Below are 20,725 nucleotides of genomic sequence, written 5' to 3' on the forward strand. Positions count from 1 at the left end.
GGTTTATATGAATACAATTTTATTGATTCCTACAGGCGAAGGGGTTGGCTTAACCTCTGCCTGCTTAGGCATGATTTACGCACTTGATTGTAACGGGATTAAAGCAGGCTTTTTAAAACCATTTTCTCAAGAAGATCAAGAGCATCTTGACCGAACCACTTCATTATTTGGTCATTTATTTCAAAGTAAAACCGTTCAATCTATTTCGCATGAAAAGTTAACTCAGCTTATTGCCGCTGGCGAAGTAGATGAATTACTTGAAGAAGCGGTTAGTCTCCATCGCAGCATTGCAGCAGACCATGATGTCATTATTGTGGAAGGTTTATTACCAAACGGACAAGACCACTTCGCCAGTGAGCTCAACGCCAGTCTTGCACAAGCACTTGATGCAGAAGTCGTATTGGTCAGTACAGCAGATATTCAAAATCCGAAAAAAGCTGCAGAAAAAGTAGATGCGCATTTACGTCAATTTGGTGGTGCAGCGTCAAATCGTACTGCTGGCGTACTGTTTATGCGTACCCGTGGATTAACCGAAGAAACAGCACAAATTCCTGTTGCGTTTGATCCATCGTTACGACCAACCGAAGAAATCGCAAAATTTACGAGCGAACTGCAAAAATATAATCGTTATTTCGGCTCTAGCGATTTACCAATCATTGGTTTAGTCCCATTTAGTAACACACTAAGCGTACCAAGAACACTTGATATTGCAAATGTCATTGATGGGCAATGGGTACATCAAGGCGAAGCTAAAACACGTCGTATTTTGCATTCGAGTTTAATTGCTTCAAGCATTGAATATGAACTGAATAAGTTTATTGCAGGCGAATTGATTATTAGTGCATCTGAGCGTACAGATGTTTTACTTGCAAGTAGTTTGGCAACCAGCAATGGTATTCCTCTGGCTGGTTTAGTTCTTACCGAAAGAGAAGCGCCAGCACCAGAACTTTTAGAGTTTTGTCAAAGTGCAATTAAACAAGGTTTGCCAATTTTACATACCCGTTTAAATACACTTGAAACCGCACAGCGCCTGTCTAATTTTGGTAATGAAATTCCAACTGACGATACCGAACGTGCTGAGCAAGTGACCCGATTTGTTTCAAGTCATATTGATGTTGAATGGCTTAAGCAGCATAGCAACAATGCCACTACCCCTCGCCTGTCGCCATCGGCTTTCCGTCATGAACTGGTACAAAAATCGATTGCAGCGAAAAAACGGATTGTGCTACCTGAAGGTGATGAACCACGCACCATTCAAGCTGCAGCAATTTGTCAGGCACGTGGTATTGCTGACTGTATTTTGTTAGCTAAGCCCGATGCTGTGCACGATGTTGCAAAAGCACGCGGTATTGAACTACCTGCCGAATTGGCAATTGTTGATCCTGATAGCATTCGTGATCAATACGTTGCACCAATGGTTGAGCTACGTAAAGGTAAACTCAACGAATTACAAGCTAAAGAACAGCTTCAAGATACTGTAGTGCTTGGCACTATGATGTTAGCCCTAGATCATGTGGATGGTTTAGTTTCAGGTGCGGTACATACCACAGCAAATACAGTCCGCCCAGCATTCCAGCTCATCAAGACAGCACCTGAATATTCACTTGTTTCATCTATATTCTTTATGCTTTTGCCAGATGAAGTTTATGTATATGGCGACTGTGCGATTAACCCAGACCCTACAGCAGAACAATTGGCTGAAATTGCAATTCAATCGGCTGACTCAGCGAAAGCATTTGGAATTGACCCGCGTATTGCTATGATCAGCTACTCAACTGGTACTTCTGGAACAGGCGCTGATGTAGAGAAAGTACAGCAAGCAACTCAAATTGCTCAGCAACGCCGCCCTGATTTACTGATTGATGGCCCACTTCAATACGATGCAGCTTCAGTTGAAAGTGTGGGACGTCAAAAGGCACCGGACTCACGCGTTGCTGGCCGTGCCAATGTATTTATTTTCCCAGATTTAAATACGGGTAATACCACTTACAAAGCGGTACAGCGTGCTGCAAATGTTGTGAGCGTTGGACCAATGCTGCAAGGTCTCAACAAACCAGTCAATGACTTATCTCGTGGAGCATTGGTAGATGACATCGTATTTACCATTGCGTTAACAGCAATTCAGGCAGAACAGCAAGCCGCTGCCAAATAATTAATATAATTAACTTTTACTACCTCTCGCCATTTGATGTCCGCTCAGATGGCTTTTTTTATTTTAATCACTCAAAAATAAATAATTTTCCGATTTCTGGCATTTAAATCACATCAATATGTTCTTATGCGACTTTCGGTCAAAAGATCAACCAATCTCCCACAACGCTGTCTTTTTGTCATATAATTTAGCCCGCTAGCTAACAGCCCGCTCAAGAGATTTTCTGGTATGACAACGATTATCAAACAAGATGACTTGATTACATCGATCAAGGACGCCCTACAGTTTATTTCGTACTATCACCCGCAAGACTTTATCCAAGCGATGAGCCGTGCTTATGATCGCGAAGAAAACAAAGCCGCAAAGGATGCAATTGCACAGATTCTAATTAACTCTCGCATGTGTGCGGAAGGTCATCGTCCAATTTGCCAAGATACTGGTATTGTTAACGTTTTCCTTGAAGTGGGCTTAGATGTTAAATTTGATTTAACAATGAGCTTAGACGATGCGGTAAATGAAGGTGTTCGCCAAGGTTACCTTGAAAACAGCAACGTTCTTCGTGCATCTGTACTTGCTGACCCTGCATTTGGTCGTAAAAACACAAAAGATAATACCCCTGCTGTAATCCACTACAAACTCGTACCGGGTAATAAAGTAGATATTACTGTTGCTGCTAAAGGTGGCGGTTCAGAAAACAAATCTAAACTCGCGATGCTTAACCCATCTGACTCGATTGTTGACTGGGTACTTAAAACTGTTCCAACTATGGGTGCAGGCTGGTGTCCTCCTGGTATGCTCGGTATTGGTATTGGTGGTACTGCTGAAAAAGCCATGATGCTTGCTAAAGAAGCGCTCATGGAAGAAATCAACATGGACGAATTACTTCGCCGTGGACCAGAGAACAAGATCGAAGAACTTCGTATCGAAATCTTTGAAAAAGTAAACGCACTTGGTATTGGTGCTCAAGGCCTAGGCGGTTTAACGACTGTTCTTGATATTAAAATCAAAGATTACCCATGTCATGCTGCTGGTAAACCAGTAGGTATGATTCCTAACTGTGCTGCTACTCGTCATGCTCACTTCCAGCTTGATGGTACAGGTGTAGCTCATATCCAAGCACCAAAACTTGAAGACTACCCTTCTGTAACTTGGGACTCTTCACAGTCTAAACGTGTAAACCTTGATACCATTACTCAAGAAGAAATGGATTCTTGGAAACCGGGTGATACATTACTTCTTAGTGGAACAATGTACACAGGTCGTGATGCTGCGCACAAACGTATGGTTGAAATGATCGATAACGGTGAAGAATTACCAGTTGATCTTAAAGGTAAGTTTATTTACTACGTTGGCCCAGTTGATCCAGTAGGTGATGAAGTTGTTGGTCCTGCTGGTCCTACAACTGCAACACGTATGGATAAATTCACACGTAAAGTATTAGAACATACTGGCCTATTTGGTATGATCGGTAAAGCTGACCGTGGTCCTACAGCAATTGAAGCAATCAAAGACAACAAAGCAACTTACTTAATGGCAGTTGGTGGTGCAGCTTACCTCGTATCGAAAGCTGTTCGTGAAGCTGAAGTTGTTGCGTTTGCAGACTTAGGTATGGAAGCAATCTACAAATTCGTAGTTGAAGATATGCCAGTTTCTGTTGCAGTTGATGTAAACGGTACTTCAATTCACGCAGTAGCTCCAAAAATCTGGCAAGCGAAAATTGGTAAAATTCCAGTAGTCGATGCAGCCGCTGGCTAATCAAGAAAAGCACCGAATTCGGTGCTTTTTTTATGCATTCTTTTTTTATTTTAAAATCTGAAAAGAATTGTAACAATTACTTCGTCAATCTGTGCTATTAATGAAAGTACCCACTCGCCATATATTGAATATAGGTCATTTCATGACTATTCGCCCTCTTCTTAAAAATCTTTCAATCAGCCTCTGTCTAAGCTGTATCACCACAAGCTTATTTGCTTCTCCTGCCAAGTTAAGTTCAGTTAAAGAACTCATGCAAATGAGCCAGATTGATTATCTGCTTAAAGAATCAATTAATGAATTAACACCTTACTACGATCAACAAGCAGAACAGATCGTTAGTAATATCACGGGTATTAAAACTTTAGGCCCAAAAGAAAAAGAGGCCGCGAAGAAGTTAGGTTCACTCTTAAAAGATTCGAGCAATCAGCTCATTAGCAATCCTAAAACTACTCAAGCCTTACAGGATATTTACCTTAAGACTTATACTGAAGAGGAAATTCAGGCTAATCTGAAATTTTTAAAAACCCCAGAAGGCCAATCAATTACGCGTAAGAACGTACAGATTATGGGGCAAATTTCAGAATATATGATGGAATTGGGACAGCAGACATTTAATGACCCTAAAGCACGAGATCATATGCAAGAAGAGATGCTTAAAATTATTGCTCCATTAATGAAAGATAAAGAAAAGTCTTAACTTTTCTTTATCTTTTTTAGCTCATTACCAAGTTAAAGGATTCCATAATTTAAATGGCTTAATCAGATGTACATCTGATTTTTCATCATATTTGGCTGGCTTTAATTCTTGTGGTTTATTGCGTATTTTTCCTGAAGCATCTTCAGCCACAAAATTGTAGCTAGAAGATTTAAGCTCGGTAAATGCTATCTCTCTACGTCCAATGTTGTCTTGCATTAACATAAATGGGCCCGTATGTTCGCTTCGGTCCATTTTATTTTCTTCGTCATATTTCAAATAATAAGACGTTCCCGACTCAACAGTGATATCAATATATTTTGGTTCTTGGAAATGGATACCAAGTAAAGGGCGACTCGCAGAAAGACGATAGGTTCCTGCGGGTAACTCAATCCAGTAATAATGATTATGTAATAGACTCGGAATGCGCTTACCATTCACAAAGAGATTAATCGCTGCGATTTCCTGACGATTCCATTTCGTGTCTGGTCGATATAAATAAACTACAGCAGCTTGTTCATTTTGTGGTTTGATTGGAGCAAATGTCTGGCCTAACTTTTGATTGACCCACCCTCCCACAGTAAAACCGCCTAAATGATATTGATCTAATAAACCAGGTTCTTTTTCAACATCAACTTTAGGTAGAGTCGCGGTCAATTCACTCGGATTTTTTTCTAAATGAGATGAACTTTGACAGCCTACAAACAGTCCGGCACAGCACAAAGATACGATTAAATAACGCATGGCATCCCTCAAAGCGTTTTGTTTTTGATTTATTTTTTACAACGCAAAACTATGCGTATTTTGTATTTTTAAGATTAACACTACCCATATAAATTGAAAACAAAAAAAGCATGAATCACTAGCGCAATTCATGCTTTTTAGATGAATGAAATCTATGCAGACTTCGAATCAATAACCTTTAAATCTGCCTTAGCAACACTTTCATGCGTTGCAGCTTCTTTAGGCTGGCGCTCAGCTTGATAAACAGGCTCTGCTTCACCATTAATGACTGCTTCGTTAATGATGACTGTTCCAACATCTGTACGACTTGGTAAATCGTACATAGTTTCAAGCAGTACATTCTCCATAATAGAACGCAGACCACGCGCACCCGTATTACGTTCAAGCGCTTTTTTAGCAACAGCACGCAATGCAGAATCTTCAAAGATCAGATCAACATTTTCCATAGTGAAAAGATATTGATACTGACGAGTTAATGCATTTTTTGGCTCAGTCAAAATTTGCATTAGAGCTTCTTCATCTAGTTCTTCAAGCGTCGCAATCACGGGTAAACGACCAATGAACTCTGGAATTAAACCAAATTTCACTAAGTCGGTTGGCTCAACTTGACGGAACAATTCAGCAAGTTTTTTGGTTTCATCTTTGTTTTTAACGTCAGCAGTAAAACCAATGCCGCCTTTCTCTTGACGCTGTTGTACAATTTTTTCCAAACCAGAAAATGCACCACCACAAATAAATAAGATATTTGAGGTATCGATTTGGATAAACTCTTGCTGTGGATGCTTACGACCACCTTGAGGAGGAATCGAAGCAACAGTACCTTCAATCATTTTTAATAATGCTTGTTGTACACCTTCACCAGACACATCACGCGTAATTGACGGGTTTTCAGATTTACGAGTAATCTTGTCAATTTCGTCGATATAGATAATGCCCTTCTGAGCTTTTTCTACATCGTAGTCTGCTTTTTGCAAAAGCTTTTGTACAATATTTTCAACATCTTCACCCACATAACCTGCTTCGGTTAATGTTGTTGCATCTGCCATTGCAAATGGAACATCTAAAAGGCGAGCTAATGTTTGCGCAAGTAAAGTTTTACCTGAACCAGTTGGTCCAATCAGTAGAATGTTACTTTTAGCAATTTCTACTTCTTTAGACACATGGCCATTATGACCAACTTTTAAACGTTTATAATGATTATAAACCGCAACAGAGAGTGTCTTTTTGGCAAGATCTTGACCAATAACATATTGATCAAGCGCAGCACGTATTTCATGTGGTTTTGGCAATGCCTTACTCGCCCAGTCACCTGCTTCAACCTGCTGGCTGGTTTGTACGAGGTCTAAGCAGACATCCACACATTCATTACAAATATATGCGTCCTCACCCGCAATCAGTTTCCCGACTTCAGACTGCGTTTTACCGCAAAATGAACAATGTTTTTGTCCTTGAGGATGTTCGGACATATTCACTCCACAAATAGAATCTTAAATATTAGGGCAAGATGCACTGCATAAATAACTAAATGGAGATCTTTTTCAACATCTCAAGTTATTTATATAAAAGGTCCTTATGGACGCTTGCTTAACACCTGATCAACCAGACCATATTCTTTAGCAGCTTGAGCTGTCATAAAGTTATCACGGTCAGTATCACGAGCAACGGTTTCATAGTCTTGACCACTGTGCTCTGCCATTAAGCGGTTCAAACGTTCTTTAATAAAGAGAATTTCACGCGCATGGATTTCAATATCCGATGCTTGACCACGGAAACCACCCAATGGTTGATGAATCATGACACGGGCATTTTCTAAACAATAACGTTTGCCTTTAGCACCCGCATTTAATAAGAATGCACCCATTGAAGCAGCTTGGCCCATACAATATGTCACGACATCAGGTTTAATAAACTGCATCGTGTCATAAATAGCCATACCTGCTGTCACAGATCCACCTGGAGAGTTGATATAAAGGTGGATATCTTTATCAGGATTTTCAGCTTCTAAAAACAACATTTGGGCAACGATTAAATTTGCCATATTGTCTTCAACTTCACCTGTCAGAAAAATGACGCGCTCACGTAAAAGTCGTGAATAAATATCAAAAGAACGTTCGCCGCGAGAAGATTGTTCAACCACAACAGGAACTAAAGCATTTTCAATTGTTGGAACATACATACGTTATTTATTCCTAAATTTTTTGTGACTTAACCTATGGCAACAATATGCGGGATAATTTCTCAAATTGCAAAAGGTTCGCACTGAAATATTATATTATTTATACCTAAGTACTTAATGTCGCACTCAAATTGACCACATAAAGAAAAACAAAAAAGGCGCCCGAGGCGCCTTTTTCTGACTTCTTAAAAGATTAGCCCATACGGCGAGCTTGTTGTTCTTTCAATAAGTCATCATAAGATACAGCTTTGTCAGTCACTTTAGCACCAGCTAAGATGTGATCAACAACTTGATCTTCTAATACAACTGCTTCGATTTGAGCACGTTGTTGAGCATCATTTTTGAAGTATTCGATCACTTCAGTTGGATCTTCGTAAGAAGAAGCCATGTCGTCAATGTAAGCATCAACGCGAGCTTGATCAACTTCAAGTTTAGCATCAGCTAAAACTTTGCTTACCAATACGCCAAGCTTAACAGAACGCTCTGCTTGTTCTTTGAACAATTCGTCAGGAAGCATGCTCTTATCAAAAGATTGCGCGCCTGCACCACCAAATTGTTGAGTGAACTGTTGAACCATTTGTTGACGTTGACGGTCAATTTCTTGAGCAACCATTGCACTTGGAACTTCAACTTCGTTCGCAGCAACAAGTGCATCAAAAGCAGCTTGTTTAACTTGGTTACGTAAACCATTGCGAACTTCACGTTCCATATTCTTACGAACGTCAGCTTTTAACTTCTCAATGCCTTCTTCTTCAGTTACACCGAAGATTTTTAAGAATTCAGCATCAATTTCTGGAAGTTTTGATTTCTCAACTTGCTTCACAGTGATTTTGAACTGAGCTGCTTTACCAGCCAAGTTTTCAGCTTGGTAATCCTCTGGGAAAGTAACGTCAATGACTTTCTCTTCACCAGCTTTCATGCCGATGATGCCGTCTTCGAAGCCAGGGATCATACGACCTGAACCTAACACAAGTTTAAAGTCTTCAGCAGAACCGCCTTCGAACTTCTCACCATCAATAGTGCCTTCAAAGTCAAAAGTCACTTGCATGTCTTTCTTCGCCATGCCCTTGGTTACAGCCCAAGTTTGACGTTGTTTTTGCAAGTTTTCGATCATAGCGTCAACGTCAGCGTCTTTGATTTCAGCTGATTTACGTTCAACTTCTAAAGTATCGAATGCTTGTACAGCAACTTCTGGATAAACTTCTACAGTTGCTTCAAAAACTAAAGCGTCTTCTTTATGTTCAACTTTCTCAATGTTCGGCATACCTACCGCATTGATTTTTTCTTGTTGAATTGCTTCAAAAACGCTATCACGAATGATGTCATTCACAACTTCTTGATAAATGCTTGCACCGTATTCGCGACGAACAACGTTTTCAGGTACTTTACCTGGACGGAAGCCGTTGATCTTCACAGTTTTGGCAGTGCGCTTCAAACGAGCTTCAAATTGCTCGTTAATACGGCTCGTCGGTACAGACACATTTAAACGACGGGCAACGCCCGAAACCGCTTCAGTCGTTACTTGCATGGCTTCCTCGATAAAAATTAGTTAGTAGGAACAGTTTTTAAAAAAGTGCTGTATTATATGACAACTTTCCAGATATACAAAATTAACCGATCAGTTCCTATAAGTGAATGCTATTTTTCCAAGAAATTTCACAGTAATTTTATGATTCTTTAAATATTTTTCATAAAGCCTTAAGTAAAACTAATTTTTTAGCTATTCTTTATAAATCTAAAATTACAATTAAAGTTTGATTTTAATCGCTTTAACAAACAATGACTAATAATCAGTAGATTAGCTACATAAAAGTACAATTCACCATTTAATTATTCATTTTCACTTCATAATTCAATTGGCAAATCCAATTAACACAAACTACACATATAAATAAGAATTATTATTATTCGCATAACCTTTTAGCTTTAGAGTCCTGAAGTCATGTCTTTGATTAGAACACGTAAAAAAATTGTTTCATCTGCAATAGCCTCATCGCTATCAATGATTGCAACAACAGCTATGGCACAAGAAGCAGTTTCACAATTACCAACGATTCATACTCAAGCGACTCAAGAAGAATCATTAAAAGTAGATCAATCAGCAAATGCTAAATTCGTAGCTCCTCTCAAAGACACACCAAAATCAGTCTCTATTCTTTCTCAAAAATTAATTAAAGATACAAACTCTAATACCCTTCTCGAAGCTTTACGCTATGAGCCAGGCATTACTTTAGGTGCAGGTGAAGGTGGTACACCATTTACCGATATGCCTTATATTCGTGGTTATAGCGGTCAGTCTTCTATTTATGTTGATGGTGTTCGTAATACAACATCTCAAAACCGCGATATGTTTGCCATCGAACAAGTTGAAGTGATTAAAGGCTCTTCGTCTGCTCTTGGTGGCGGTGGTAGCGTTGGTGGAAGTATTAATTTAATTCCTAAAGTTGCTCATGAAGGCGACGTATACCAAGGCAGTGTTCAAGGCGGGACTGATAATTATCGTCATATCCAGCTTGATGCTAACAAAGACTTTGGGAATGGCATTGCTGGTCGTGTTGTGATTATGGGCCACGAAAATGAAAAAGCTGGTCAAAGTAACGGTGCCGAATATGCTCGTGCCGGTATTGCATCAAGTCTTGCATTTGGGCTAGATACAGCGACACGTGGAACACTAAGCTACTACTATTTACGTAGTAATGATGAACCAGATGCAGGTATTCCATTTAACAATGCAAACCCAGCAAAGCCTCCAGTTGGGGTTATTGTAACACCTGGTGATGGTAAACCTGTTGATGTAAAAGCTGGCACCTACTATGGCTGGAAAGCACGTGATTTCGATAAACGAGAAAATCACATTGGTACGTTTAAGTTAGAACACGACTTTAATGAAAACCTTACTTTGTCGAATGTAGCAACCTATAACAAGTCTAAATCTGATTATGTTTATACGAATGCTGATGACTCTAAGGGTAATATTTATAGAGGTACAATCGCTCGCCGTGCGTTAAGCCGTATCTTAGATAGTGATGCTTATAGCGACCAGCTTTCTTTAAAAGGTAAATTCAATACAGGTAGCTTAAAACACTCTTTTAATGTTGGTACTGAGTGGAGCTTCCAAGAAACTGACCAAGGCGTATATACCTTTACTAATGCTGCTGGTGAAACTACATCGACTATTTTAGACAGTAATATTCAAAACTGTAATTCAGCTGCGGCTGCTTCAAATGGCTGGTGTACGAGTTTAAATAACCCAGGAAACGGCGCCTTCTATGACACACGTGGAGCAATTAAAGCGCAATCTACGACACGCAGTCATAATGTAGGGGTTTATGCTTTAGATAGTATTGAATTTAATCCACAATGGTTACTTAACTTAGGTGTTCGTTGGGATAAGTTCGAAACTGAGAAAAAATATAATAAGGACGTAGGTGGACGTACTCCTCATAAAACTGGTGATAAATTAGAAAGCGATACAGATTACTTCTCTTACCAAGCTGGTCTAGTTTTCAAACCAACCGAAGATGGTAGTATTTATTTAAGCTACGCTACATCAGCAAACCCGGTAGGTGTACTTGCTGAAGGTGATACTGGTTCAGATTCTATTAGCGATTCAGGTAGCGCAAGTGCGAGTGCAAATGCCCTTAAGCCAGAAGAAGCACGTACCTTTGAATTAGGTACAAAATGGGATTTATTTAATAACCGTGCAAACTTAACAGCAGCTATTTTCCGTACTGAAAAGCAAAATACTCGCATCCAAATCGACCCAAATACGACTGCCAATGCAGGTAAAAGTAAAGTTGACGGTTTTGAGATTAGTTTGAACGGAAAAATTACCGACAAATGGGATGTTTCTACAGGCTATAGCTATTTAGATAGCGAAATCACTGAAGCGGCATACAATGCAGTTGCTCAAGAAGGTAAACCATTACCATTTGTAGCGAAAAATAGTGCTACCTTATGGTCTACTTACAGAGTAATGCCTCAATTGACTTTAGGTGCTGGTGTTGAATATCGTGATCAAGTTTTCGTAAATACAACTGCTCCGAAATATTTGCCAACCTATACCATTTATAATGCTATGGCTAAATACGACGTGAACAAGAACGTAAATTTACAGTTTAACATCAACAATATCTCGGATAAGCGTTATTTCACTAGTGCACATGCAGCTCACTACGCGTTTGAAGGTAATGGCCGTAATGCTGTCTTAGCGATTAACTTTAAATACTAAGTTTAAATTCCATAAATTATTTATGGAATTAATTGAAATTCATATAAAATAGCCTCATCACGAGGCTATTTTTACAAATGAAGTCTCTATATAAAAGGTGTTTGCTGTGATTCATCATATCCCCAATGTTTTAAGCAAAGAGCAAGTTGCCGAGTTTCGTAAGCTCATGGAAGAAGCCAATTGGGTAGGTGGAAAAGTGACTGCCGGCACCTTGTCTGCTTCTGTTAAAAGAAATCAGCAACTTTCAGAACAAGATCCACTTACCCACCATTTAAGTGAGATTGTCATCAAAGCAATTTGGCAAAATCCTGTGTTTCAGGCCGCAGCCTTACCTCATAAAATTATTCCACCGCTTTTTAATCGTTATGATGAACATGAAAGCTTTGGTTTCCATGTAGATAACTCAATTCGTCTTATTCGTGGAACTTCTGAACAGCTACGCACCGATTTATCATGTACCTTATTTTTAAGTGAACCTGATGAATATGAAGGTGGTGACCTCGTTATTGAAGACACTTATGGTTATCACGAAGTCAAATTGCCCGCAGGTGATGTGGTGCTCTACCCTTCTACCAGCCTACATGAAGTCAGCAGTATTACCTCTGGTACTCGTTTTGCTTCTTTTTTCTGGGTACAAAGTCTGGTTCGAGACGATAGTAAACGCCATCTCTTATTTAATCTTGATGAGAGCATTCGAGAACTACGCAAATCACACGGCGATAACTACCCAGAAGTCATGAAGCTCACCAACATTTATCATAATTTAATTCGTATGTGGTCAGAACTGTAACACTATTTATTTTTGCCTTTTTAAGACTTAATAATCTTTTTTACCCTAAAAAGGCAAAAATATGAAAATAATTTTCCATAAAAAATAAAACAGCGCAAAATTAGAAAATTATTTTCTAAACAACTTAACTAAAATTATGATAAGAATTTTGCACAAGGTGTAATCATTGTTTAGATGTGATATATCTAAATATCAAGATTACCCGCAAACCATCAAACTTATTATTCTACGGTCTAGAGATGAAAACGAATTACTTGTTTGCCCAGCCTACTCAAGCAAGACATCATCTGCAACTCCTGATGCTGCGCCAAGCGCGCGTATAAAAATTTTGTCTGCTTTTTAAAGCAGCACTTCAAAATTACCTTTAATTTTTCTGAATTAGATACCATATATTAAGTAGAGACGTTGCCTTTTAAATATATCCAGAGCAACCGCGCTACGAGACAAGGAGTTTTCTCATGATGTTGGCTGACCCTAGCAAAAAATACCGCCGTATGTACCAACGTGTGGATTTACCAGATCGCCAATGGCCGAATAAAGAAATTACAAAAGCGCCAATCTGGATGAGTACCGATTTACGTGACGGTAACCAAGCAATTTTTGAACCGATGAACATGGAACAAAAATTCAAAATGTTCAAAATGCTTGTGAAAATCGGTTTTAAACATATTGAAATCGGTTTCCCTTCTGCATCACAAATTGACTTCGATTTTACTCGTATGTTGATCGAAGAAAATCATATTCCTGATGATGTATACATTGAAGTTTTGGTTCAAGCACGTGACCATTTAATTGAACGTACGTTTGAATCTTTGGCAGGTGCTAAACGCGCAATTGTGCATATTTATAACTCGAACTCTCCAACCTTCCGTCAAAAGGTGTTGAACGTAGATGTTAATGGTGCAAAACAATTAGCAATTAATGCTGCTCAAAAAGTTAAAGAGTATGCTGCACAGTATCCTCAAACTGACTGGATTTTCCAGTACAGCCCAGAGTGTTTCTCTGCAACTGAATTAGAAGTCGCTAAAGATGTCTGTGATGCCGTCACAGAAATCTGGGATGCACGTCCTGACCATAAAGTGATTTTAAACTTACCTGCGACTGTAGAAGTTTCTACACCAAATGTTTATGCAGACCAAATTGAATGGATGCATCGTAATTTGGCACGTCGTGACGGCGTGATCATTTCTGTTCACTGCCACAATGACCGCGGCTGTGGTATTGCTGCCTCAGAACTTGCCATTATGGCAGGTGCTGACCGTGTAGAAGGCTGTGTTTTTGGTAATGGTGAACGTACAGGTAACGTTGACGTTGCAGCAATTGCGTTGAACATGTACACCCAAGGCGTAGCGCCTGAGTTAGATTTTTCTAACATTAATGAAGTGATTGCAACGGTTGAAGAATGTACTGGCTTACCGGTACACCCTCGTCATCCATATGCAGGTGACTTGGTATTTACTGCATTCTCTGGTTCACATCAGGATGCAATCAAAAAAGGCTTCGAGTATCAGAAAAACGAAGAAGTCTGGGATATGCCTTACTTACCAATCGACCCGAAAGATTTGGGCCGCGACTATGATGCTGTAATTCGTGTAAACAGCCAGTCTGGTAAAGGTGGTATTGCATACTTATTAGAATCGAACTACAACGTTGTATTGCCGCGTCGTTTACAAATCGAATTCAGCCAAGTTGTTCAACAATATGCTGATGAGAACGGTACTGAAATTAATGCCAAAGAAATCTGGACATTATTTAAAGACACTTATGTTGATGTGAAAAACCATCATTACACAGTCAAGAACTACAAGTTATCTGATATTAACGGTACTCAGATTATCGAACTTGATGTGGATGTCGAAGGTGAAACACAACAACTTCGTGGTGAAGGTAATGGACCAATCTCTGCGTTCTTAAATGCACTTCAATTACCAATTGACGTATTGAACTATGAAGAACGTAGTATTAGTTCAGGTGCAAATGCGAAAGCATTAACCTTAATTGAGCTTCAAGTAAAAGGTACAGGTAAAGGTTCATTTGGTGCCGGTGTTCATGACAATACAGTCACCTCATCCATTGAAGCAATTATCGCATGTACCAACCGTTTGATTGATCAAGGTGTTTTAAGTACAGATCAGGTGGTTGCCGCTGCTGTTTAATTAAAAAAAAGACTTTGGAAAGGATACCTAGCTTGGTATCCTTTCTTTTTATTCCTGAAAGATTTAAAAGGCGAAATGTTCCCGTGTCTTTTCCAGCTGATTCAGTGGGGTTAGTCACTCCGCAAAAGTTCCAATTTGAAGAACCATTACATCTTGAATGTGGGCGTGTTTTGCCTCGTTTTGAATTAATGGTTGAAACTTACGGCACTTTAAATGCAGATCAATCAAATGCCATTTTAATCTGTCATGCTCTTTCCGGACATCATCATGCGGCTGGTTATCACCATGAAGATGATAAAAAAGCTGGATGGTGGGATAGCTGTATTGGCCCGGGTAAGGCAATCGATACAAATAAGTTTTTTGTAGTTTCGCTCAATAATATTGGTGGATGTAGTGGCTCAACTGGTCCAACATCACCAAATCCTGAAAATGATAACCGTCCTTATGGACCGGATTTTCCGTTAGTAACGGTGCGCGACTGGGTTAAAACTCAGGCCATGCTTTCTGACCGTTTAGGTGTAAACGTCTGGTATGCAGTGGTTGGTGGGTCATTAGGGGGCATGCAAGCCCTACAATGGTCAGTCGATTATCCTGACCGTCTACAAAAGTGTGTGATTATTGCCAGTGCACCAAAGCTTTCAGCACAAAATATTGCATTTAACGAAGTTGCGCGTCAGTCGATTTTATCTGATCCAGATTTCCATCATGGTCGTTATTTAGAAAATGATAGTTACCCGAAACGCGGACTAATTTTGGCTCGCATGGTCGGTCATATCACCTATCTTTCAGAAGAAGCCATGAAACAAAAATTTGGCCGTGATTTAAAATCTGGCAAATTTATGTATGGTTTTGATGTCGAATTTCAGGTCGAAAGCTATCTTCGTTATCAAGGCGAACAGTTCAGCCGTAACTTTGATGCCAATACCTACCTTATCATGACCAAAGCTTTAGATTATTTTGACCCATCACGTGAGTACGGTCACTCATTAACTGAAGCAATGGGCAAAACCAAATGTCAGTTCTTGATAGTCTCGTTTACCACTGACTGGCGTTTTGCACCAAGCCGTTCACAAGAAATTGTAGATGCACTTATTACTAATCATAAGCCTGTAAGTTACTTAGATATTGATACTGAGCAAGGTCATGACTCGTTCTTATTCCCTATTCCACTGTATGTCAAAACCATGCGCGCTTTCTTAGGCGGTGAAGAACACTTAAAATCGACATCACTGGAGGCAAGCTAATGCGTATTGATCAACAACTGGCAGAAAAGTGGATTAAACCCGGCTCAAGCGTACTCGATTTAGGGTGTGGTGACGGTGAATTACTCGCTCATATGAGCCAAAAGCATCAAATTCGTGCTTATGGTTTAGAAATTGATCAAGAAAAGATTGCAATTGCCGTCAGTCGCGGGTTAAATATTATTCAACAAGATTTGAATCTCGGCTTAAGCCGCTTTGCTGACCAGTCATTTGACTATGTGGTTATGGCACAAGCTTTGCAAGCCGTAGATGCACCCGATGTTTTATTAAGAGACATGGTGCGTGTGGGTAAACAGGCCATTATTACTTTTCCAAACTTTGCGCATTGGAAGACTCGCTCTTTTCTTGCATTAAAAGGAATGATGCCTGTATCGGATGCTCTACCATATATGTGGTATAACACCCCCAATATTCATTTATGTACATTTAAAGATTTTGAAGCACTATGTGCTGAAAATCAGATACAAATTATTAATCGACTCGCCGTCAATGGAAATCAGCAGGGAAGCCTGTTAAGCAAACATGTTCCGAATTTGTTTGGTGAAGTCGCTATTTATCGAGTGAGTGCACTATGAAAAAGACATTATTTAGCACACTATTTGCAGGACTGCTAAGTATGCAGGCTCATGCAGATTATATCGCCCAGCCACAATCGGTTGCGAGTCAGGCTGCACGTTTTTCAACAATGGGGATTAATGATCTTCAAAAAGCAGCAAAAGCTGGTCAAGCAGGCGCGCAATTTTACCTTGGTACACACTACCAATATGGTAAAGATGTAGCAAAAGACGAGAAGCAAGCTTTCGCATGGTTTAAAGCAGCAGCTGACCAAGGTTTATCACCAGCACAACTCAATGTAGGCCGTATGTATGCCGACGGTATTGGTGTTAAAAAAGATGAGTCTATGGCTCGTAAATACTTTGAAAAAGCAGCAAGCAATGGCGATAACCGTGCAAGCTATAACCTCGCGATGATGGAAGAGCAAAAGAAAAACTACGTGGGTGCTTACCAGTGGTATGAGCTTTCAACTCGTGATGGCATGCTCGACAATAAAGTGATTAGCCTATCTGAAGGTAAGAAAACTGCTCTTGCAGCAAACTTAACTCAAGAACAAATCCGTACAGCACGTGACCGTGCGGACAAATGGATTCAAGCACAATAATAACGGTTCATCCGTAAAAAACCTTACTCGACTAAAACCACCTTGTATGCTCTACAAGGTGGTTTTAGTTTATTAGGATATTCTCATTTATATTCTATTTGTTTATCTCTATATCCCCTCTTAAAAAACACGTAACATAACTGATGTTCGATATTAGCTATAAAGTTTGGTTTTATTATGTCTACCCCACATTGGTTTGATCAGGGCAGTTTAGTTCTTGCCAGCAATAACAAAGGTAAAGTCGCAGAGTTTGAAAAACTTTTTGAACAGCTCAAGTTACCAGTAGAAATTATTCCTCAAGGTCGCCTTAATATTCCTGATGCAATCGAAGACGGCTTAAGCTTTATTGAAAATGCAATTATTAAAGCGCGTCATGCTTCTAAAATTTCAGGGAAGCCTGCTATGGCTGACGACTCTGGTATTTGTGTACCAGTCTTAGGCGGCGCACCTGGTATTTATTCAGCACGCTATGCTGGAGAACATGGTGACGATGCAGCAAATAATGCGAAATTATTAAATGACCTTTTACCCTACCGTAAAAATGGTGAAGTAATTGAAGGTATGTTTGTATGCGTACTTGCTTTAGTGACACATGCTGAAGATCCTTTACCACAAATTTTCCAAGGCATCTGGCACGGCGAAATTTTAGAAGCTGCACGCGGTGAAAATGGCTTTGGCTATGACCCATTGTTCTGGTTGCCTGAGCTACAAGTATCTAGCGCTGAACTTTCTAAAGAAGATAAGAATAAGATTAGTCATCGTGGGCAAGCGATGCAGTTATTCAGAGAGAGCTTAGTATAAAGTTTCTTTCCATATAGCCTTTGAATACCACGTTAGAGAGTATTCGGCTTCGTATAGGCAACTCTTACTTTTCAAAGATGAAAAGTAAGCAAAAATCTTTTGTTAGACTGATGGTACTTCCTTGTACCACAGTCTAACTGGCGGCATCCATGCCGCCTTCGCACAAGTAAGTGTAGGAAACTTAGAATTAAGTAATTAATTAGACGAACAAGTGTAAAAACACAGCATAAATCGCAATACACACACAACTCACAATCGTCCCAGAAGCGATATAAGCCGCAGATCTACCCGTTCCTTGATAATGAGTTTCTAGTGCTACAATATTGGCTGCTGGCGGCAAACAAAACATTAAAAACATCACTCCAATTTGCTGAGAAATATTTGGAATCGGTAGAAACCTATAAGTTAAGCCGCAAAGTACAACCCCACAGGCAACTTTAAATGCTTGAGCTTTCGTACTATAAATTAAGTCTTTTAAATGTACTCGAGTACGACGCAGCCACATTCCCAATACACACATGCCAGCAAAAGTCATTGCGAACTTGGCAACCTCATATACCCAATGTATGGCGGGATGCTCGAGATGTTGAGCCCCTAATAACCTGAGCAAAAGTGCACAAAAGATTGAAATACACGGTGGTGAAGTTAAAACCTTTTTTAATATGCTGAGCTTACTTTGTGGTGCGGTGGTGACGGCCGTAACAGCCCATGCATTTCCAAAAAGAGACATCCCAATATATAGCGCAACAATTGGAGCCGTAGCATCAGGACCAAATAAAGCCATGGCAAAAGGAAAACCAAGCCAGCCCATGTTGGTATAACTCACGCAAAGCGCTAATAATCTGTCTTTAAATAAAGCTAAATATGCAAAGAAAATAAGAAATGCTGAACCGAAGCTAAAGAGCATTAAACTCAAACTACCCGGTTGATAAAATACCATGTTGTAAATAATCACAACCGGAATCAGTAAGCGAGCAAGCCAAGCTGAAAGAATAGGTTTTATGGTTTCGGCAAGGGAAGTCTGGGCAAGTAAAAGTCCTGTGATAAATGCCAATACAGGCAGTAGTAGCGCCATGCTCTCTCCTCTTGCTCATTAAAAACAGCTTGTTATGCTACACCTTTTCAAAGTGAAATGTGCTTTCCATTTCAAGTAATTTAAGCGCCCGATAACGGCGTGCCTATAAATTAAAAATCAGATAATATCTCTATGAAAATTATCTTTTTAGGCTTTATCCCTCATTCACTGTCTTAAAAATGACATATAAGTGTCACATTCCTGTCATGGCAACCTGTTGATATAAAGCAAACTGAAAAGAGGTATAAGATCATGGCTGGTTTATCTATTTGGCATGTCGTTATTTTTGCAATTGTCGTTATTTTATTATTCGGTACATCTAAATTAAAAAATATCGGTAAAGATGTTGGTGGTGCAGTAAAAGACTTTAAAAAATCAGTTCGTGAAGAAGACGAAACTGCAACGCTTAATACGCCACGTACAATTGATGCCCAAGTCAAAACTCCTGACAGCACATCAGTAAAAAGCTAAAGGTTTTCGACCATGCTTGATGTAGGAATGACAGAGCTACTCTGCTTTGCAATTATTGCAATTTTAGTTTTAGGTCCAGATAAACTACCGGAAGCTGCACGTTTTGCTGGCCGATGGTATGTTCGCCTAAAACGTTATATTACCAATTTGCAAAATGAGATTGATCAAGAGTTGCGTCTTTCTGAGTTTCGAAAAGAAATGCAAGAAGAGCTCAACCGCATTGAAGCACTAGAACGAAAAGTTCAACAACAACTTGAAGAAATCCAAAAACAAAATATTTCTGAAAATATAGATAAGACTGAGGCAGTTAAAAAGATGCCTCAACCTATTCGGATATGTCTTCCTATAACAGGCCATTATAAAGTTCCATATGTGGAAAAATTTGTGCCTTTCACATCATCAACTGATATTTCAGAGACATCACCTGTTAAATTGAAGATTGCCGTATGAACCAACTGCCTTCAACCACTGTAAATAGTCAGGAAAATTTAGACCAAATGCCAATCATGAGCCATTTGGTTGTTTTAAGACGCCATTTATTTAGAATTGTCGGGGTAACCTTATTTTTATTCTTTTGCTTATTACCCTTTAGAAATAATACTTACCAATTATTATCCGAACCTTTAAGGCTGCAACTCCCGACCTCCTCCTCAATGATTGCAACCGATGTCACTGCAACATTTATGGCACCTTTTAAACTCAATTTATTTGTCGCGCTTGTACTGGCAATGCCATTTATTCTTTATGAAATATGGTCATTTGTTCGTCCGGCGCTATATCAAAAAGAACGCCATTTAGCCCTGCCATTACTCATCGGTAGTATTGTCTTGTTTTATGCGGGCGTTGCTTTTGCATATTACATTACCCTTCCGGCAATTTTGCATTTCTTTATTAGTGTATCGCCTGAAACTGTTGCACCGATGACCGATATTAATAGCTATCTAAGCTTCTGCTTAAAGTTATTTTTAGTGTTTGGACTGACTTTTGAAATTCCAATCGCGACTCTCTTGCTTATTTTAATTGGTGTCGTAAATACAAAAAGTCTTGCTGAAAAAAGACGTTTTATTATTGTAGGATGCTTTTTCGTTGCAATGTTTATTACCCCACCAGACGCTATTTCAATGGTGATGTTAGCAATTCCCATGTGGTTGCTTTTTGAGCTTGGTCTGCTCTTCGGTAAAATTCTTGAGAAAAGAAAAACTCATTCTGCCGAATAAAATAGTTTTTAAGAAAAAGCCTGAACCTCGAAGTTCAGGCTT

At 39.4% G+C, this 20,725-nt stretch carries 18 protein-coding genes; 13 read left to right on the forward strand and 5 right to left on the reverse strand.

The window, feature by feature from the left end; translation table 11 throughout:
* Positions 1 to 7 precede the first annotated feature (7 nt).
* The 3 genes from pta to SOI81_RS15020 all read left to right on the forward strand — a co-directional run bounded on the left by pta (position 8) and on the right by SOI81_RS15020 (position 4,604).
* Entirely contained in the window at positions 8 to 2,152 is a 2,145-nt protein-coding gene (gene pta / locus SOI81_RS15010) for a phosphate acetyltransferase (RefSeq protein WP_239968306.1), read from the forward strand.
* 228 nt (positions 2,153 to 2,380) lie between these two features.
* Positions 2,381 to 3,907: a fumarate hydratase gene (gene fumA / locus SOI81_RS15015; RefSeq protein ID WP_002115045.1), complete on the forward strand. Its 1,527-nt coding sequence runs from the start codon at positions 2,381 to 2,383 to the stop codon at positions 3,905 to 3,907.
* Positions 3,908 to 4,049: 142 nt separating this feature from the next.
* Entirely contained in the window at positions 4,050 to 4,604 is a 555-nt protein-coding gene (locus tag SOI81_RS15020) for a DUF2059 domain-containing protein (RefSeq protein ID WP_016142257.1), read from the forward strand.
* A gap of 24 nt (positions 4,605 to 4,628) precedes the next feature.
* On the opposite strand, the gene SOI81_RS15025 is transcribed toward SOI81_RS15020, so the two are convergent.
* From SOI81_RS15025 to tig, 4 genes are all read right to left on the reverse strand, one after another.
* Entirely contained in the window at positions 4,629 to 5,345 is a 717-nt protein-coding gene (locus SOI81_RS15025) for a DUF2846 domain-containing protein (RefSeq protein ID WP_224992312.1), read from the reverse strand.
* A gap of 152 nt (positions 5,346 to 5,497) precedes the next feature.
* The gene (gene clpX / locus SOI81_RS15030) at positions 5,498 to 6,811 is read right to left on the reverse strand and encodes an ATP-dependent Clp protease ATP-binding subunit ClpX (protein ID WP_002114726.1); all 1,314 of its coding nucleotides are present in this window, start codon (positions 6,809 to 6,811) and stop codon (positions 5,498 to 5,500) included.
* 104 nt (positions 6,812 to 6,915) lie between these two features.
* Positions 6,916 to 7,521, reverse strand: a complete 606-nt coding sequence (gene clpP, locus SOI81_RS15035) for an ATP-dependent Clp endopeptidase proteolytic subunit ClpP (protein WP_002114870.1) — start codon at positions 7,519 to 7,521, stop codon at positions 6,916 to 6,918.
* Positions 7,522 to 7,714: 193 nt separating this feature from the next.
* Entirely contained in the window at positions 7,715 to 9,049 is a 1,335-nt protein-coding gene (gene tig, locus SOI81_RS15040; protein WP_016142259.1) for a trigger factor, read from the reverse strand.
* 414 nt (positions 9,050 to 9,463) lie between these two features.
* Between tig and bfrD the strand changes: the two genes are divergently transcribed.
* From bfrD to rdgB, 7 genes are all read left to right on the forward strand, one after another.
* On the forward strand, positions 9,464 to 11,752 hold the full coding sequence (gene bfrD, locus SOI81_RS15045) for a TonB-dependent receptor (RefSeq protein ID WP_239974859.1): 2,289 nt from the start codon (positions 9,464 to 9,466) through the stop codon (positions 11,750 to 11,752).
* Positions 11,753 to 11,858: 106 nt separating this feature from the next.
* Positions 11,859 to 12,542: a Fe2+-dependent dioxygenase gene (gene piuC, locus SOI81_RS15050; RefSeq protein ID WP_239974861.1), complete on the forward strand. Its 684-nt coding sequence runs from the start codon at positions 11,859 to 11,861 to the stop codon at positions 12,540 to 12,542.
* A 458-nt stretch (positions 12,543 to 13,000) separates the two neighbouring features.
* Positions 13,001 to 14,698 carry a 2-isopropylmalate synthase gene (gene leuA / locus SOI81_RS15055; RefSeq protein WP_182003078.1) on the forward strand — a complete coding sequence of 566 codons (1,698 nt, stop codon included), beginning with the start codon at positions 13,001 to 13,003 and terminating at the stop codon, positions 14,696 to 14,698.
* 83 nt (positions 14,699 to 14,781) lie between these two features.
* Complete coding sequence (gene metX / locus SOI81_RS15060; protein ID WP_239974862.1) at positions 14,782 to 15,942, forward strand: homoserine O-succinyltransferase MetX; 1,161 nt, start codon at positions 14,782 to 14,784, stop codon at positions 15,940 to 15,942.
* The gene (metW, locus tag SOI81_RS15065; RefSeq protein ID WP_001217230.1) at positions 15,942 to 16,535 is read left to right on the forward strand and encodes a methionine biosynthesis protein MetW; all 594 of its coding nucleotides are present in this window, start codon (positions 15,942 to 15,944) and stop codon (positions 16,533 to 16,535) included. Before metX ends, metW begins: the two co-directional genes overlap by 1 nt.
* Positions 16,532 to 17,119, forward strand: a complete 588-nt coding sequence (locus tag SOI81_RS15070; RefSeq protein ID WP_017385717.1) for a tetratricopeptide repeat protein — start codon at positions 16,532 to 16,534, stop codon at positions 17,117 to 17,119. Before metW ends, SOI81_RS15070 begins: the two co-directional genes overlap by 4 nt.
* A 177-nt stretch (positions 17,120 to 17,296) precedes the next feature.
* Positions 17,297 to 17,920 carry an RdgB/HAM1 family non-canonical purine NTP pyrophosphatase gene (gene rdgB / locus SOI81_RS15075; protein WP_004794770.1) on the forward strand — a complete coding sequence of 208 codons (624 nt, stop codon included), beginning with the start codon at positions 17,297 to 17,299 and terminating at the stop codon, positions 17,918 to 17,920.
* A 199-nt stretch (positions 17,921 to 18,119) separates the two neighbouring features.
* On the opposite strand, the gene SOI81_RS15080 is transcribed toward rdgB, so the two are convergent.
* Positions 18,120 to 18,995 (reverse strand): AEC family transporter, encoded by an 876-nt coding sequence (locus SOI81_RS15080; RefSeq protein WP_239974864.1) that lies wholly within the window; start codon positions 18,993 to 18,995, stop codon positions 18,120 to 18,122.
* 252 nt (positions 18,996 to 19,247) lie between these two features.
* On the opposite strand from SOI81_RS15080, the gene tatA reads away from it, so the two are divergent.
* The 3 genes from tatA to tatC are packed head-to-tail and all read left to right on the forward strand — an operon-like array spanning position 19,248 to position 20,683.
* A complete protein-coding gene (tatA, locus tag SOI81_RS15085) occupies positions 19,248 to 19,466 on the forward strand; it encodes a Sec-independent protein translocase subunit TatA (RefSeq protein WP_057105678.1) in 219 nt (72 codons plus the stop codon).
* A 12-nt stretch (positions 19,467 to 19,478) separates the two neighbouring features.
* Complete coding sequence (tatB, locus tag SOI81_RS15090; RefSeq protein WP_171430375.1) at positions 19,479 to 19,916, forward strand: Sec-independent protein translocase protein TatB; 438 nt, start codon at positions 19,479 to 19,481, stop codon at positions 19,914 to 19,916.
* Entirely contained in the window at positions 19,913 to 20,683 is a 771-nt protein-coding gene (gene tatC / locus SOI81_RS15095; protein WP_016142268.1) for a twin-arginine translocase subunit TatC, read from the forward strand. Before tatB ends, tatC begins: the two co-directional genes overlap by 4 nt.
* The last annotated feature ends 42 nt before the right edge of the window (positions 20,684 to 20,725 follow it).

This window comes from Acinetobacter pittii, assembly GCF_034067285.1.
In the GTDB taxonomy this organism is placed as follows: domain Bacteria; phylum Pseudomonadota; class Gammaproteobacteria; order Pseudomonadales; family Moraxellaceae; genus Acinetobacter; species Acinetobacter pittii_E.